Raw genomic sequence first — 16,172 nt, 5'->3', positions numbered from 1 at the left:
GTCTTCATGGCTTGCCGCCAATACATTTCTTATAAATGATAAATTTAATATTTATTCACTAATGTACACAACGTTCCACCCCCTGTCAATCCAAGCGGGTGCTCTGTTTCAGAGCGAAACCGGAGGACAAGTTACCATGTGAAACCTATACATTCTTATATTGTAAAAGAAAAGCCCGGAGAACCAGTGGTTCTCCGGACTAGATTACACAATTTCCTACGGTACAGCTTAGATTAGGCTTCCGCCACCCTTATTCCCGTCATCCGGTCCGTTGCCCTCTTCAGGGTCCGGCTTGTTCGGAATATCCTTAGACAGGTCTAATGGGGACTCTTCGTCATTCTTACCTTGAATCCGGACACGCACATCACCGATGGAATCAATAATCGGCTCGCCCGCTTCATTGGTAATAGCATCGCCTTCTTCTGGCTTACCATCCTCACTCAGGTAGCCTTTCTCAATCAGTTCTGCGATCTGATCAAGTTCCAGCGTTTCCTTCTCAAGCAGGGTGTTGGCAATCAGGTGCATTTCTTTGGAATGCTTAGTCAGCAGATCTCTGCAGCGCTCATAGCTGCTGCGGATAAGGTTCTGCATTTCCTGATCAATCTCATAAGCGATGGAATCGCTGTAATTCTGTTCATGTCCGATATCCCGGCCCAGGAAGACTTGGCCTTGGGTTGCGCCGAACTGCAAGGGCCCGAGCTTATCACTCATCCCATATTCCATAATCATCGCACGCACAATGCGCGTAGCCTGCTGGAAGTCACTATAAGCGCCTGTGCCGATTTCACCAATGAATAATTCTTCAGCAACACGTCCTCCAAGCAATCCGGTAACCTTATCCAAGAGTTCCTGCTTGGTAACGATCATCCGGTCTTCCTTAGGAAGCATAATGACATATCCGCCGGCACGGCCACGCGGGATAATCGTAACCTTGTGAACCACATCAGCATGCTCAAGGAAGTAGCCGGCAATGGTATGGCCTGCTTCGTGATAAGCGACAATCCGTTTCTCGCGGTCACTGATGACGCGGCTGCGCTTCTCGGTACCGACGATGACACGGTCAATCGCTTCATCCACTTCACGCATCGTAATGTCCTTGCGGTTACGGCGTGCAGCAAGCAATGCCGCTTCGTTCAGCAGGTTCTCCAAATCCGCACCAGTGAAGCCGGTAGTACGCTTGGCGATAACGTCAAGTCTTACATCCTTAGTCAGCGGTTTGTTGCGGGAGTGAACCTTCAGTACAGCTTCACGGCCCTTCACATCTGGACGGTCAACCGTAATCTGACGGTCGAAACGGCCCGGACGGAGCAGCGCCGGGTCAAGAATATCTGCGCGGTTGGTAGCCGCGACAATGATAATGCCTTCGTTGCCGCCAAAGCCGTCCATTTCAACGAGCAATTGGTTAAGGGTCTGTTCACGTTCGTCATGTCCGCCGCCAAGTCCTGCGCCGCGCTGACGTCCCACAGCATCGATCTCATCAATAAAGATAATACAAGGTGCGTTCTTCTTCGCGTTCTCGAACAAGTCACGTACGCGGGATGCGCCGACACCGACGAACATTTCCACGAAGTCGGAACCGGAGATGCTGAAGAACGGAACGCCTGCTTCCCCTGCAACTGCACGGGCCAGCAAGGTTTTACCTGTTCCCGGAGGACCTACAAGGAGTACCCCCTTCGGAATCCGGGCACCCACCGCTGCGAATTTGCGGGGGTCCTTAAGGAATTCAACAACCTCAACCAGCTCTTGCTTCTCTTCATCAGCCCCTGCAACATCCTCGAAGCTGATCTTCTTCTTCTCTTCATTATATAACCGGGCCTTGCTCTTGCCGAAGTTCATCACCTTGCCGCCGCCGCCCTGTGCATTATTGAACAGGAAGAAGAACAGGATGAACATGATGACCAGTGGAATCATGGAAGAGAGGAATGTCAGCCAGATGCTGTCACCTTCCATTTTTTTCTGGCTCAGTTCTACGCCGTTCTTATCGCTTGCAGCCACAAGTTCATCAAGGGCCTGGTCTGTAGGAGGAACATAAGTGGAGAAATTCTTCGATTTAGCCTCGGGTGGCAGCTCTCTATATTCGCCAGTAACCAGAAATGCATTCCCCTCAAACTGAACCGTCATGCTCTTCACATTATTGTTCGAGATCTCCTGCCGCAACTCGTCATATCTAGGGAGATCGGCGGATTCATTTCCATTGCTTACAAACTGGACTATGCCCACCACGACTAAAAATAAAATCAAATAAAAACCAGAATTCCGGATGAACCGATTCATCCCCTACCTCCTCTCGCAACGCTCAAGTTATTGTACCATAGCCTGACCGGACTCCTCAAATTGTCAGGAAATCCAGAAAAGTGATCCGTAGATCTAAGGCTGTCGGGTAGTTCATTTGGTATAAATCTCAGGCTTCAGTACACCGACATAAGGGAGGTTCCGGTACAGCTCGGCATAGTCCAGTCCATAGCCTACGAGGAATGCATCAGGAATCACAAAGCCGGTATACTGGGCTTCAAGATTCACTGCACGGCCTGACGGCTTGTCGAACAGAGTGACTACGTTGACAGAAGCAGCGTTGCGCCCCTGCAGCATGTCAATCAGATAGCTGAGTGTAAGGCCACTGTCGATAATGTCCTCGACAATCAGAACATCACGGCCTTCAACCGATGTGTCCAAATCCTTGATGATTTTGACTACGCCGGATGATTTAGTTGTACCGCCGTAGCTGGATACCGCCATGAAGTCCATTTCAACGGGTACTGTAATCACTTTAACCAGATCCGCCATAAAAATAAACGCACCTTTGAGTACACAAATCACTAAAGGTGTGCGGTCTGCATATTCCTTGCTCAGCTGGGCGCCAAGCTCCCTGATTCTTTGTTGAATTTCTTCTTCGCTGATCAAGATTTCCTGAATATCATTCTGCAACTTGCGAACCTCCTAAGATATACTTATGAAAGACTTACTTCGGCCATTACGATTCTTCGCCCTGTTCCAGGTCTTCCAGGGTCAGGAGCAGAACCGAGGCCGTGTGCCGCCCAACTGCGGCATGCACCGAGCGCCTTACGCCCGGAATCCAGACGATATTGCCGAGTGCATCACATACGAGGGGAATTGCAGGCCGTTCGGAAGAAGGTATTTTATCATCAATGTAAATATCTTTTACCTTTTTGCTTCCGTTTAATCCCATAACCCTTATGGTATCTCCAGGCAACCGGGAACGAATGGTGAGCGGCAGGACAAGATCATCCCAGTCAAACCAAGCCGAGTTCTTCCCGTAATCCTCCTCCTGTGCAGAAAAAACTTCCCCCGCAAGCCCCCTCATCGTCATAACCTTTCCTATCTCCATAAGCTTAATCCGGGGATGAGTCAAAGACAGCCGGTATGTATAGCCTACCTGCCGGGTCAAGGGCTTGGACGAGAACACAATGGTATCATATTGCCGCACGCAGACATAACCGCCACCCATATCCAGCGTCCAGACGGTAGGGTATTCCTGCAGCGTTCCCCGGCGTACTGCTTCAATCTTGGAAAAATCCATGAATGATGAATCCGCCGACAGATAATTTAATATTAGTTTAATCAAACGCCGTTGTAAAGCGGAGGGTATGGCCGCAAAGGCAGCTCTTTTCAAGGTGTATTTTCCATGCTCGGTGAAAACAAGCTCATCAAAGCATTTTGCCGCATTCGCCTCCATATATTCATCTTCCGCCGAGGCAATTTCAGCCAGCTGCAGAAGCGATTGTCTCACTCTCGGATTATGCTGCTCCAACACAGGCAACAGCTCCAGCCTAACTGCATTCCGCTTGTACTGCGTCAGAAGGTTTGTCGCATCCTCCGCATAGGCCAGGCCCTCCTCCCGGCAAAAGCCGACAAGAGCCGTTTTGTTAATACGCAGGAAGGGGCGGATGAGTTCCACCTTTTTTTCAGTCCGTTTCCAGCGCATGCCGGCAAGGCCCGAAGGCCCGCTCCCCCGCAGCAGCCGCATAAGCACCGTCTCGGCCTGATCGTCTGCATGATGGGCCAGCGCCACCGATCGCGCCTGATAACGGTGTGCGGTTGCGATCAGGAACTGGTAACGCTTCTCCCGTGCAGCGCCTTCCGGGCCAAGCCCGCTCTCCTTAATGATGGATGGAATATCGAATTCGCCCAGCTCGAAGGGAACGCCCAGCTCTGCCGCGAGGGTCCGGACCAGCTCTGCTTCCTCTGCCGATTCGGCTCTGAAACCGTGATTGACATGGGCGCATATCAGCGTCAGCGGCATCCGGGTCTGGGAGATCTCATGCAGAATACGCAAAAGAGCCACAGAGTCCGGCCCTCCGGAAACTGCGACTACAATGGTGTCATGAGGCGCCCACAGCTCATATTCAACCGCAGCCTCCATTACGGATTCCACCAGTTCCTTCCTGTGCTCCATAGGGGCTTCCTTTCCTGCCATCCCTAACACGGCCTGATCCGGCGGTCAGCATCTTGGTGATTATGTACGATTACAGCATACAATTAATTATCAGAAACGGAAAACCCAGTATAGCGTGAATGCCAGCAGAAATAAAGACAGCGCGAACGCATTTTTGAGCCAGCGCGGGGTCGCCATCGTCTCATGTCCGGTCTTCCGTCCTCTGTAGATGTGGCTTCTCCAGATCTCCGCAGCCTGCGCAGAACCGGGGAAACCGCCTTTGAGCGCGAGGCATAGCCAGGAGGACAGTTTCTTGTCCGGCAGCTCCCGGGCCAGCTTCATCAGCTCCTCTACGCTCCTTGTCTGCGGCAGCTGCTGGGCGGCAGACTTCAGCCCTTCTTCATTAAGGAGACGCAGGCACAGGACGGCAAAAGCAAACAGGTCATAGCTCTGGTCACCTGTCCGGCTGCCGGCATTCCAGAATCCGCGGTCATGCCATTCGGTGAACTGCTTCACGCTGCGTCCGATGGGACTTGCCCCTCCGTAATCAATCAGCTCGGCTTCCCCGTAGCTGGATACCATGACATTCTCCGGCTTCAGGTCTCCGAATACGAAGCCGCACTCATGTAGCGTCTGCAGCTTCTCCAGAATCGTCATTCCGACAAGCCCCAGCCAGGAGGCACCATTCCTGGACAGGAAATGATGCAGCGGCCTTCCTTCCACATAGCGCATCACATAAAAGGGCGCCTGGTCCCGATCCTTGAAATCATCCGATTCCAGCAGGTAGGAGGATAGCGGCGATTCCTTGCGTGCCCGGTGCTCTCTGCGTTTGCGGCAGGACTGCAGGGAGGTCAGCACGTTAATCTCAGACTGCAGCTCCAGCGTATCGTATCCGATCTTAAGCGCATACCGCTCCCGTCGGCCTTCCCGCTGCACCAGATATACGGTTCCGTTTGCCCCTTTCCCCAGCACACGTTCCACGACATAACGGTTCCCCCGCCATTTGCCGGTAATCACTGTGCCTGCCGGATAGGATGGATTAGACGACATACCCATCAATCATCCCTTCTCTTGCCCCGTCATCTTCCCCTGGAAGATAATTACGATGTTCCTCCAGTTTATCATAACGATAATGTTCCAGCACCTTGAAAATAGCCGGTCCGGTCGGCGTTGCCCCCCGCATCTTCAGTCTGGAAAAGAGGGAGCGGACCTCGGACACATTCCGGGTCCAGTCGATATCCAGCATGGCATCCTCACTGCCTGAGCGGCCGGGAAAATGGAACACGGCAATCTCGCTGCGCCCTTCCCGGGCCTCCAGACTAAGCGCCAGATCACGGATGGCGTCCTCTACCGCGCCAAGCTTCGGCTTCATGCTCGCGCTTGCGTCAATTAACAGCGCTATGCGCAGCGGCGATATCTCGGTCAGCTCATCGACCACGGTAACCACCTGCGAACGCTGCTGCGGAGGCAGCTCCGCCAGCGAGCCGTCGCCGAGAATTTTTTGCACCTCTTTATTAACCGCCTGCTGAATGGTTTGAACCACCGTCTTGCGTGTCATCATCTGAATGGTCTGGGCCAGCTGCGGGGTTCCCACGATCCGGCTGATACCGCCCCCTGCCTTGGCAATATCGGCAATCTCACGGCTGCCCAGCTCACCGATGGTTCCATAATCCACAACCCCCACAACATTGACCGTGATGCCCTCCTGACGGGCGTGTGCAGCCGCCAGCACCGGACTCTCCCCCACATTTGAACAACCGTCCGTGATCAGCAGAATTTGCTTCATGACCGTTCCTCCCTTCCTTGTCTAGTTACTAGCATTGCCAAGGTAGAGAGATTTCAAACGCCGCTGGACACTGGAAGTTGATTTGAAAATACTACGTAAAAATGAGTCTCTGCGAGACTTTTGGGCCTCCGATCGCTGTTGTCTTCCGATTTCTTGATTATAGTACCGCGGCTGGCGGTTGAAATCGGAAGACAAAGGCGAACGCTGACGCTTCTGCGGCTCCAAAATTCTCTCCGTTCCGTTTATTTTACTATGTTATTCAAACCCTACCCTTCAACCCCCTAACCAGCAGCGGTTGAAACGGAGCGGAGCAAGGGCTGGCGAGTGGCTGGAATGCACCCGCCGAATAATTTAAAGACACCCGCCTTTCAGCACTGACTGTGCACTCGGCCCTTGAATGTTACTGTTACTCTAACTCATATTGTTACTCATGCTTCATGCACTTACACCAGTCCCCTACTCTGCCTACAGCCTCCTACTCTTTCTCCAGCTCCGAATCCAATAATCCTGCCTAAAATGCAACATTCCTCTCAATAATCCCTCCTGGTAAGGAATATGTTGCACAAAAGGCAGGATTCCTCCCCCCGTAAGTCAATTAGCCGAAAGAATATTGCAATTTATGCAACAATCCACTAAAGTACCGGGGTATCTTCAGCGTCAAGCTGCATTATGTGCAACATTTCCAGCTTACTCACTCAATAGACTAATTAGTTGTCAGGTCAATGGCTAGCTGGTTAGCTAACCGTACGCGGGCGCTCCATCCGGCCGACGCCAGGCATATGCAGGCTGGACCATTCCGGATGGTAATGATCCACACGGCTGACCACGATGGTCATATCATCATGGACCTCATTCCCCTGATAGCGGATTACCTTATCCAGCAGCTCGTCCGCCATATCCTGCGGGTCATCGCCCTCCAGTTCCTGAATCAGACGCTTCATCCATATCTCCTTATTAACGGCATATCCGGGCGCATCATAAATACCATCGGTCATCATAATCAGGATATCGCCGGGACGAAGCTGCATGGTGACCAGATCCACCTCGATGTCTTTGATGATGCCGATCGGCAGATTGCTGGCCGTCACGGGAATCACCTCGCTGCCCCGCCGGATGAAGCTCGGAGCAGAAGCAATCTTCATGAAGATGGTCTGTGCAGAATACTGGTCGATCAGCGCCATATCTACTGTCGCATAGAATTCATCTGGGGAGCGCAGCAGCAGAATAGAGTTGACGGATTTCACCGCCAGCTTCTCATCCATTCCCGATTGCAGCAGCTTCTCCAGCATGGATAACGCAGCGCTGCTCTCCATCCGGGCCCGCTCCCCGTTGCCCATTCCGTCACTGATAGAGACGGCAAAGGTACCGTTACCCAGCTCCACCGTGCTGAAGCTGTCCCCCGACAGCATATCGCCTCCCATGGCGGCGGCAGCTACGCCGGAGCTTATCTCATAAGCCTTGGCCGAGCCAAAGGTCACCATCGACAGACCCTCGCGTGGATGGATGGCAGTCTCACTGACCACTGCGATATTCTCCTCCAGAATATCCGAGAGCAGCGGAGCGATCATTTTGCGGCATTCATCGAAGCCCCGGGTGTAGGCATGTACAACCTCAATCTCCACACGGCCGGGATCGAGACTCAGGATCTCAATGCTGTGAATGGAGAGGCCCAGCTTCTCCAGCGCCTCCCGGATCTGGCTCTCCTGCCGGTACATCGCCTGCCCTTCCCGCTTAATCTCTTTCGCCAGGTCCTCCATGACCTGCGAGACGCCGGATAATTGCTCGGCCACAAATTGGCGGCTGTCGTATATTTGCCGCTTCCAGCGCATATCATGCTGGTATAGCTCATATTGGCCCTTCATCACCTCAAGAACCTCCCCCGTCCTGCCGCAGATCCGGCTCCACTCCGGCGGCAGCTGGGCAGCGGTAATGTCCGGGCACTCCTCGACCGTGGTCATCATGTCCGTCATATACCTGTAGGTCTGATAGAACTTGGCATCCCAGCAGTGGGTCCGCCGGATGCACCCGGCGCAGGCTCCTTCTGTTACCGTATTCATAAAGTCCTCCATCTCACGGTCGCTTTTGCCCGCCTCTGCGGCCCGGGGAATCTGCCCGAAACTGCTGGAGAGCTGCTGGAATACCTGTGAGAACTGGGTCACCCGGTCTGCTGTAATATCCCGGACCCTCCGGGCATATTCATGCTGGGTACGGCTGTGATCGGCCGTGCCTGGTACATATTTGGCAATGGCAGTAATCATCCCCTTAGGTGTTAGAAGAAACAGCACTATGGCTGCGCAGGTCTCCCAAGTAGAATTCATGACATCGCCCGGTCCCATGAAATAGACGGATAGGATCGTTGATCCCAGCAGCATCCCGATCGAGACCGCCCCTTTGCGTCCGGACTGCATCATGCCTGCCAACATCCCAGCAAAAGCCAGCAGGCTCATTTGATAGATGGCTCCGATATCGGCCAGACTGAGAATCAGCCCGGTCACTACGCCAACCGCAGCACCAAGCGGCGCGCCTCCGGCCAGGGCAAAGATCAGAATCAGAAACCTTGATAACACATGCTCCAGCGATAGACCGTTAATGGTCCAGCCAACAAGGCCGGTCATGACGGAAGCCAGCAGGATGATCAGACAGAGTACCTCCTCATTGCGGAGTGCCCTGCTTTTCTGCTTATAGGTGAATACAGGAAGCGCCTGCAGGAATACAAGCGTCAGCACGAACCCAAGTATGGCATCAATGGCTGCCATCATCAGCGGATACCATGTGAGCGAAGGACCGATGACGACCTGGAACAATCCCACCATAAAAGTAGCCACGAACACCATCAGCGGGGCATAAGACAGATCCACCCGCTGGAAATTCTCCAGCCCTTTATAGATCAGGTAAAAAATAATCAGCTCCGCAGCAACCACGATGGCACCCGGAAACGGTGTGAAGAGACTGCCGAGCACGATGGCTACGGCCACAGGCAGCATGGAATCCCTGCGCATAAATACAATGACGGCGAAATAAGCAGCAGCAAACGGGGTAAGCTCATCCAGGATCATAGCCCGTCCCAGCAAAAAGCCCATTAGGCTAAGCAGCAGCACCCACTTCTTGACCGCGATGAACTGGACAACCGGCAGCTTGGTGCCCCACGCCGTAAGGCGTGTACCTAAGGCTTCTTTCTGATTTTTGTCTTTGCTTCCTGCTCTTGTCCACTCCGGCAAATTCACCACATTGCTTTTACTCATTCCCTGCACCACCCGTTTATGAATTTTATGGTTCTCATTATATAGCGGGGGTCTTAAGAAAGTTTGTCAGAAACGGAGAGCAATCTGTAAAAAATTTCCGACAAAAAAGCCTGTCCCGACATTCTGCGGAAAAGCCTCCCAATCCCGTACGGGGTAAAAGATTGGCTGCGGACTGCCGCAGTCGCACTGCCGGTTGCAGGTAATGCCCGCGCGGACATTCGTCAGCGATTGCCCTAGAGTTATGTGAGAATGGCATGGATGCTGTCGGCAATTTGCCGGGTACCGACAAAAATAGCCGGAAGCTGGGGCGCGCGGTATAGAGCTGGGGCGCGCTGGGCTGCTCATACTCTGCGTTGCGAGCAAATTGTAATCGGTTTTCCGATTACATTTGGTCAATACACCTCCACGTTGCCGATTGTAGTCGGTTTTCCGATTACATTTGGTCCGTACGCCTCCACGTTGCCGATTGTAGTCGGTTTTTCGCCTACATTCGGCCCGCGGGCACAAACACAAAAAAACCGCGAAGGGCGTAAGCGCCCCAGCGGTTTATTTATGATGTGCAAGACTCAGATTATACGCGCTTGGCTCCACGGCCGCCGCGCTTTCCTTCTGTGTTCTTCTTGATCGAAGATATCCGTTCTTCGCTGTCTTTCAGGAAGCGTGACATTTTATCCTCGAATGAAGGTTTACCGGCTGCAGGCTTGAATGGACGCCCACCCCGTTCACGATTGAATCCACCGCCGCCTCCACCACTGCCGCCACCACCGCCGAAACGGTCTCCACCGCTTGGACGTTCAGGTCTTGGAGCTCTGGGGGGACGTACTTCCGATGCCGGCTTATCAACGGCTTGCTTAATGGAAAGTCCGATCTTGCCGTCCTTGTCAACATTGATCACCTTAACGGTTACTACATCCGCAATCTTCAAATGATCGTTAACATCCTTGACGTAGTTATCGGCGATCTCCGAGATGTGAACGAGACCTGTGACACCTCCTGACAGATCCACAAATGCTCCGAAATGCGTGATGCCTGTCACCTTGCCCTCTAACTTGGTGCCCACTTCAATTGCCATAGAATAAAATGATCCTCCCTTAAAAATATACAGACGAATATAATGTCCATCCTGTCTGCGGTGATTTGATTATACAGTAAAGAGCAAAGCAAGGCAACACAGCGTAAGCCTCTTTTCGCCTGCTTTTATTGCCCGGATTGCTCGGTACGGATAGGTGATTCCCCTGCAGGATACATATTGTACCATTTACGCGCTAATTGTCCGATATACTCATCGTCATTCAGCCGCGAGACCTCATATTTCAATTGATTCAGCGTAGCTGTTACACTCTCACTGTTCTCTGTCTTACGGGCGAGCTGTTCACTCTTGTCGGCGATTGCTGCGCTCTGGGCAAAGAAAGTGTATCCGGCCCAGCCGAAGAAAACAGCCATCACAAGAATCCATATAAACTTTCTTCTCTTCGCGCCTGCGGCCGAAGCATTGTGGTTCGTATTCTTCTCTTCCGCAGAGAATCTGTTCATTCAGCTTACCTCCAGTTCCAGGGTTCAAGGTCAGCGCTTCCGCCACCCTGATATCCACTCGGTGATTCTCACGATCCGGGCGCTATGAACGAACCGGGATGTATACGGAGAGGCCCACCTTACAGGAAGTACCCAGATTGGCTTGGTTAGACGCAGCAGCAGCTTACAAATATAAAGAAGGACCCGGCCGAGCAGCAGCACTGTTCCCTTAACCAGGCGCCACAGCCAGAGAATCGGACCTCCGATGACTATGGTAACGAAACGCCATAACATCCTGCATACATACTGAACCGACTGAATTAACCTTACCACAAAACGCTGCACCGTAATACTGAAGATCAAAAAATAGATCCATACACCTAGAAAGAGGCCAAGAACGACATAAAACCTCAATTGTCCCTGGTTTCCGGCATAAAGCATGCGAAAGACCAGTAGGGCCGCCCCTATCCAGTACAGCAGATCCAGCAGCGCATTCAGCCAACGGGGAAACCTCAGCTTCTGCGACAGCACCCGGTAGCTGTCATAGGCCAGTCCCATGGCAATGCCGGCCAGAATCATATATAGCAGGGTGATCCATTGTACGGAGGGATTCATTTAAACAGCTTGCGGAGAATCCCTTTATTTTTGCCTTGCGTCCCGGGGTCCAGATAAATCAGGGAATGAACATTGCCTTCAAGGGACAGCATTCCATTCTCCAGACTTAGATTCTTGATATGTAAATGAGTACCCCGTATAGTCAGTTGGCCGAGTTCTGTACTCAGCAGAAACTCTTCGCTATCAAAGCTCTCCACATTCTGCACACCGGTAAGCTCAATCTGCTTGCGGCTGCGCATGTGCAGATCATGCTGTTTGCTCACTTTGGCTGGCTCGATCATAGCATGTACCCCTCCTTCTTGGTTCTAATCTATGAAGGAAGGACAGGGTATAGAACCGGTTAAAAGAAGAAAAAAGAGGTATTCCGCTCCGCCGTCTTCCGGCTTTGGGAATACCTCTTAACCTTACACTTCGATGATCTACTACCAATCGAGTCCAGTACTTTTGACAACCGGCTCTTCACGGAGCAGGGTATACATTCCGGCGGCCTCGTCCTTGCGGGTAGTTTCCACCAGCTTTTCCACTTTGACCGTCACAAGCTTTTGGCCGAACTGCACGGTAATCTCGTCACCGATCTTCACCGTACTGCTTGGTTTGGACTCCCGTCCATTGATCAACACGCGGCCCTGTTCGGACACATCCTTGGCCACGGTGCGGCGCTTGATCAGACGGGAGACCTTCAGGAACTTGTCCAGTCGCATTAGTTAACGGCTTCTTTGAGCTTGTTGCCTGCCTTGAAGGCCGGCACTGTGGATTCAGGAATTTCGATAGGTGCGCCCGATTGCGGGTTACGGCCGGTACGGCCGGAACGTTTGCGCGTTTCAAAAGTACCGAAACCGATCAGCTGTACTTTATCTCCGCTTGCTAGAGCTTCTGTAATTTCGCCCAGAACTCCGTTGAGTACGGTTTCTACGTCTTTTTTGGCCAATCCGCTTTTCTCGGAAATGTTGTTTACCAGATCTGTCTTGTTCATAATTTGAAGTTCCTCCTAGGATACAAAAAATAAATGAAAATCAGGTTTACCGGAAAATCACGGCAAATCGTCATTTCGTCTTTATGATATTCTGGATTCCACCCTCAATTCCTGCCACGTTCCGCCGTTTTTTTTGAAAAAGTAACATCTTGCGTAGGATATGGGGGCATATAGCACTATAACATTATAAACCTCTCATTGCATTTCAAATCAGAGATTAGCGCCGTAGTCACAGCATTGCCGTGAACCGCGCGGGATATACTGCAGAAGACTATAATTCTAGAATCTATTGCTTCCGCTCTTCCGCCTTGGCTTCCTGCCAGAGGGCTTCCATCTCTTCGAGCGGGCTGTCCTCCAGCCGGACCCCCTTATCGCGCAGACGCCGCTCAATATATTCGAACCGGGCTACGAACTTACGGTTGGTGCGGGTCAGTGCTTCTTCCGGATCGGCTCCAATGAAGCGGGCCGCATTGGTGGCTGCGAAAAGCAGGTCGCCCAGCTCCAGCATCTGCTCCCCGGCAGACTGTCCCGTCTCAATCGCCTCCTGAAGCTCGTCAATCTCCTCGCGGATCTTAGCCAGCACATCGCTGGTATTGTCCCAGTCGAATCCGACTTTAGATGCCTTCTTCTGCAGCTTGTACGCCTTCATCAGTGCCGGCAGATCCCTTGGAACCCCGCTAAGTGCGGACAGGGCTTCGGGCTCCACGCCTTTGCGCCGCTTCTCCTCGGCCTTCATCCCTTCCCAGTTCTGCAGTGCCTCCTCGGCATTGCCAGCCGCTTGATCACCGAAGACATGCGGGTGGCGGAACAGCAGCTTCTCATTCAGCCCCTCAATGACATCGTAGACACTGAAGGCTCCCAGCTCTTCTTCCATCTGGGAGTGCAGCATAATTTGGAGCAGCAGATCGCCCAGCTCTTCCTTCATATGGTCCGGATCATCCTCGTCAATCGTCTCCAGCACCTCATAGGTCTCTTCGATTAGATTTTTGCGCAAGGATTCATGCGTCTGCTCACGGTCCCAGGGACAGCCCTCAGGGCTCCGCAGAATATCGACAATTTCATGCAGCCGGGCAAAGGTGCGGTTACGCGCTTCATCCGCACGGCTCGCCGGAACATATACCAGTGACAGATTACCATAGCCGTCCAGCCGGTCCAGCTCGTACAGCGGCACACGGAGAATCTGCTCCTCGCCTTCCACACCAAGCGCATGTGCAGCGATCACCTCATACTCAGGCGGGTACAGTTCCATCAGGCAGAGCTTGGTTTCAGATGCGGTGAAGCTGTCATAGACCTGCCCGATCAGGGTATGCAGCTCCGGGTGAAGCTGGGAGCTACGGATACCAGAGGCATCCAGCAGCTGGAAGCCTTCAATCGGATCAAAGCCCAGACGGACGAACGCTTCATCCAGGAAGCTCTCTCCGCCGAGGATATTCAGCTCAATGCCTGCCTCCGGGCAGCGCCCGCGCAGCAGGGAGACAGCGGATTCGGCCACCATGGGATGCCCCGGCACGGCATAGACAATCTCCGTCCCCTGCGGAGCGGCCGCAGCCTTCTCGATCAGCGTTGCCGTAATGGCTTCATAGACCTCAGGGAAGGACGACAGCGTCTCATACAGCCCGTCGAAGGACTCCCAGGCGATCTCCATCTCCGCCAGTGCAGCCATAACAGGATGCTCTGCGGTCCGCACGTATACGGCCGAGGCCGCCTTCAGCTTCTTGATGATGCCCAGTGTCAGCCGGTCCGGATTCCCGGAGCCCAGGCCGACGATCGTTAATGTTGCGCTCATGCCAGTCTACTCCTTCCAGGCAGCCGCCCTCTGCTATGCGCAGAGGCGGCTACGCTATGTATGGTCAGCGCCTTAAGGGAACAGGCGCAGCTTTTTTAGCTTGTCCGCCAAGCGGGGGCCGAAGCCCGGAAGCTGGCGCAGCTCGCTCTCGCTGAGCAGCCGCAGCGTCACTGCGCCGAGTGCGAAGACGGCGCAGCCTGCGAGCACGCCGAGCAGGCTCTGCGCCAGGGCCGCGGTCCGCCCGCCTCCGAAGCCGGCGGCGTCTGCCGCCCTGGCTGCGCCGTGGCTCACGGCTGCGGCAACCAGCCCCAGGCCCGCGAGCAGCGCCGCGGGCTTCAGCAGGACATCTGCGGCGCGCAGCCGCAGATGTCCCTGCCGGTAGAGCAGCAGCACGTTCAGCGCTGCTGCGAAAAGATGTGCGGCCACGCCGGCGATGGCCGCACCGGTAATGCCCTGCTGCGGGACTAGCAGCAGGTTGAGGGCCGCCTTGAGCAGAGCGGCGGCCAAGAGATGCAGCGCCGGCGCGCGCACGGCGCCCAGGCCTTGCAGCAGCGCGGCGGAGATGATGCTGACCGTACCGCCTGCGGCGGTGAAGGCCAGCCAGGTCATCGCGCCGCTGCCGGCGGCGTCCCCGTACAGAGCCGTGTTCACCGGCTCTGCAAGCACGGCCAGGCCTACGGAGGCGGCCAGCCCGAGCAGCCAGAACCAGCGCAGCGACAGCGTGATGCGCGTGCGGATCAAGGCCTCATCCCGCTGGTACTTCGCTTCGGCCAGCGCCGGAATGAAGACGACCGAGAGTGAGGTCGCCAGCATCGTTACGATCTGCACGAGCGGCAGCCCGCGGTTATAGATGCCGAACTGGGCCATCGCCGCCGTCTCGCTGCTCCCGCTCCCCGCCAGCAGACGGGGAACTGTGAAGACATCGACGAGGCCGATTAACGGAACCGCAAGTGCGCCAAGCATCACCGGGAGGCCATAGGCCAACAGCTCGCGGGCAGGAACGCCCTGCTTAGCACTTCGTACGGCTGATGCTGTTCTGTTCTTAAACGAAGCTTGGGGCAGCCTGTCCTGCAAGTCCCGGCGGTGGCTTCGCCAATACAGCAGCATTACGCCAAGACCGGCGATACCGCCTCCAGCGGGCCCCAGCATCGCACCGGCAGCAATTCCTGCCGCATCTGCGCCAGCGCCCGTCAGATACAGCAGAAGCGCGATCATGACCGCCACGCGGACAGACTGCTCGACCACCTGTGATACGGCGGTCGGCATCATATTATGCAGCCCCTGGAAGTAGCCGCGCAGTGCCGCCATCAGCGGTACCACCGCCAGCCCCCAGGCGCTGCTGCGCAGAGCAGGGACAATATGGGAGCTGCCGACCCATACCGCAATGAGCGGAGCCCCGGCGTAGACCAGAATGCCGAGCAAAAGGCCGCTGGCCGCCGTAATTCCGGCTGATAGCAGCAGCACCCGCCGCCCCTTCTGCGTGTCCTGTGCCGCCGAGGCCTCGGCCACGAACCGCGAGATGGCGGCAGGCAGCCCGAGCATCGCCACCGTAACCAGAATGGTATACAGCGGATAGACCGTATTGTAGATGCCGAACGCGGCGTCACCGCCCATATTCTGCAGCGGTATCTTCTGGAGCGTACCGATCAGTTTCGAGAAAATAGCTGCCGCGCTAAGAATAAAAGCGCCCTGCAGCAGCTTCGAGCCTTGAGTATTGGATGTCATCGTTTACCTGCTTCTACAGCCATAACTGCCATAATATAGAGCTTGCTTTAACCTAAGCAAATGAATTTCTATATTATAACTTATCTAAGGGAAGAAGTGTAAATGGCCATGCATACATTCCTGAGGGACCGCCTCCACAG

At 54.2% G+C, this 16,172-nt stretch carries 14 protein-coding genes; all 14 read right to left on the bottom strand.

From position 1 onward, the window contains the following. Nucleotides 1–228: 228 nt before the first annotated feature. The 14 genes from ftsH to MKZ07_RS23830 all read right to left on the bottom strand — a co-directional run bounded on the left by ftsH (nucleotide 229) and on the right by MKZ07_RS23830 (nucleotide 16,032). Complete coding sequence (ftsH, locus tag MKZ07_RS23895) at nucleotides 229–2,274, bottom strand: ATP-dependent zinc metalloprotease FtsH (protein ID WP_036696453.1); 2,046 nt, start codon at nucleotides 2,272–2,274, stop codon at nucleotides 229–231. 111 nt (nucleotides 2,275–2,385) lie between these two features. Next, nucleotides 2,386–2,925: a hypoxanthine phosphoribosyltransferase gene (gene hpt, locus MKZ07_RS23890; RefSeq protein ID WP_036696450.1), complete on the bottom strand. Its 540-nt coding sequence runs from the start codon at nucleotides 2,923–2,925 to the stop codon at nucleotides 2,386–2,388. A gap of 46 nt (nucleotides 2,926–2,971) precedes the next feature. After that, the gene (tilS, locus tag MKZ07_RS23885) at nucleotides 2,972–4,414 is read right to left on the bottom strand and encodes a tRNA lysidine(34) synthetase TilS (protein WP_036696447.1); all 1,443 of its coding nucleotides are present in this window, start codon (nucleotides 4,412–4,414) and stop codon (nucleotides 2,972–2,974) included. Between the two features lie 90 nt (nucleotides 4,415–4,504). Next, nucleotides 4,505–5,443 carry a serine/threonine protein kinase gene (locus tag MKZ07_RS23880; RefSeq protein WP_442792452.1) on the bottom strand — a complete coding sequence of 313 codons (939 nt, stop codon included), beginning with the start codon at nucleotides 5,441–5,443 and terminating at the stop codon, nucleotides 4,505–4,507. Beyond that, on the bottom strand, nucleotides 5,433–6,179 hold the full coding sequence (locus MKZ07_RS23875) for a hypothetical protein (RefSeq protein WP_036696441.1): 747 nt from the start codon (nucleotides 6,177–6,179) through the stop codon (nucleotides 5,433–5,435). Before MKZ07_RS23875 ends, MKZ07_RS23880 begins: the two co-directional genes overlap by 11 nt. 734 nt (nucleotides 6,180–6,913) lie before the next feature. Then, nucleotides 6,914–9,421, bottom strand: coding sequence for a stage II sporulation protein E (spoIIE, locus tag MKZ07_RS23870; RefSeq protein WP_036696440.1), 2,508 nt, complete (start codon nucleotides 9,419–9,421; stop codon nucleotides 6,914–6,916). Nucleotides 9,422–9,992: 571 nt separating this feature from the next. Further along, nucleotides 9,993–10,493 (bottom strand): S1 domain-containing RNA-binding protein, encoded by a 501-nt coding sequence (locus MKZ07_RS23865; protein WP_036696437.1) that lies wholly within the window; start codon nucleotides 10,491–10,493, stop codon nucleotides 9,993–9,995. A 125-nt stretch (nucleotides 10,494–10,618) separates the two neighbouring features. Then, nucleotides 10,619–10,954: an FtsB family cell division protein gene (locus MKZ07_RS23860; protein WP_036696434.1), complete on the bottom strand. Its 336-nt coding sequence runs from the start codon at nucleotides 10,952–10,954 to the stop codon at nucleotides 10,619–10,621. Between the two features lie 30 nt (nucleotides 10,955–10,984). After that, nucleotides 10,985–11,548: a spore cortex biosynthesis protein YabQ gene (yabQ, locus tag MKZ07_RS23855; protein WP_036696431.1), complete on the bottom strand. Its 564-nt coding sequence runs from the start codon at nucleotides 11,546–11,548 to the stop codon at nucleotides 10,985–10,987. After that, nucleotides 11,545–11,829, bottom strand: coding sequence for a sporulation protein YabP (gene yabP / locus MKZ07_RS23850; protein WP_036696429.1), 285 nt, complete (start codon nucleotides 11,827–11,829; stop codon nucleotides 11,545–11,547). Before yabP ends, yabQ begins: the two co-directional genes overlap by 4 nt. Nucleotides 11,830–11,970: 141 nt before the next feature. After that, complete coding sequence (locus MKZ07_RS23845; RefSeq protein WP_036696426.1) at nucleotides 11,971–12,249, bottom strand: RNA-binding S4 domain-containing protein; 279 nt, start codon at nucleotides 12,247–12,249, stop codon at nucleotides 11,971–11,973. Further along, complete coding sequence (locus MKZ07_RS23840) at nucleotides 12,249–12,521, bottom strand: HU family DNA-binding protein (protein ID WP_036696423.1); 273 nt, start codon at nucleotides 12,519–12,521, stop codon at nucleotides 12,249–12,251. Before MKZ07_RS23840 ends, MKZ07_RS23845 begins: the two co-directional genes overlap by 1 nt. Nucleotides 12,522–12,807: 286 nt before the next feature. Continuing rightward, nucleotides 12,808–14,307: a nucleoside triphosphate pyrophosphohydrolase gene (mazG, locus tag MKZ07_RS23835; protein WP_036696420.1), complete on the bottom strand. Its 1,500-nt coding sequence runs from the start codon at nucleotides 14,305–14,307 to the stop codon at nucleotides 12,808–12,810. Between the two features lie 72 nt (nucleotides 14,308–14,379). Continuing rightward, a complete protein-coding gene (locus tag MKZ07_RS23830) occupies nucleotides 14,380–16,032 on the bottom strand; it encodes a putative polysaccharide biosynthesis protein (protein ID WP_341027833.1) in 1,653 nt (550 codons plus the stop codon). Between the last annotated feature and the right edge of the window lie 140 nt (nucleotides 16,033–16,172).

Origin of the sequence: Paenibacillus sp. FSL P4-0338 (genome assembly GCF_038002365.1) — a bacterium.
Lineage (GTDB): Bacteria > Bacillota > Bacilli > Paenibacillales > Paenibacillaceae > Paenibacillus_AQ.
Note: the sequence above shows the minus strand (reverse complement) of the source record. Positions and strands in the feature narration are given on the sequence as shown.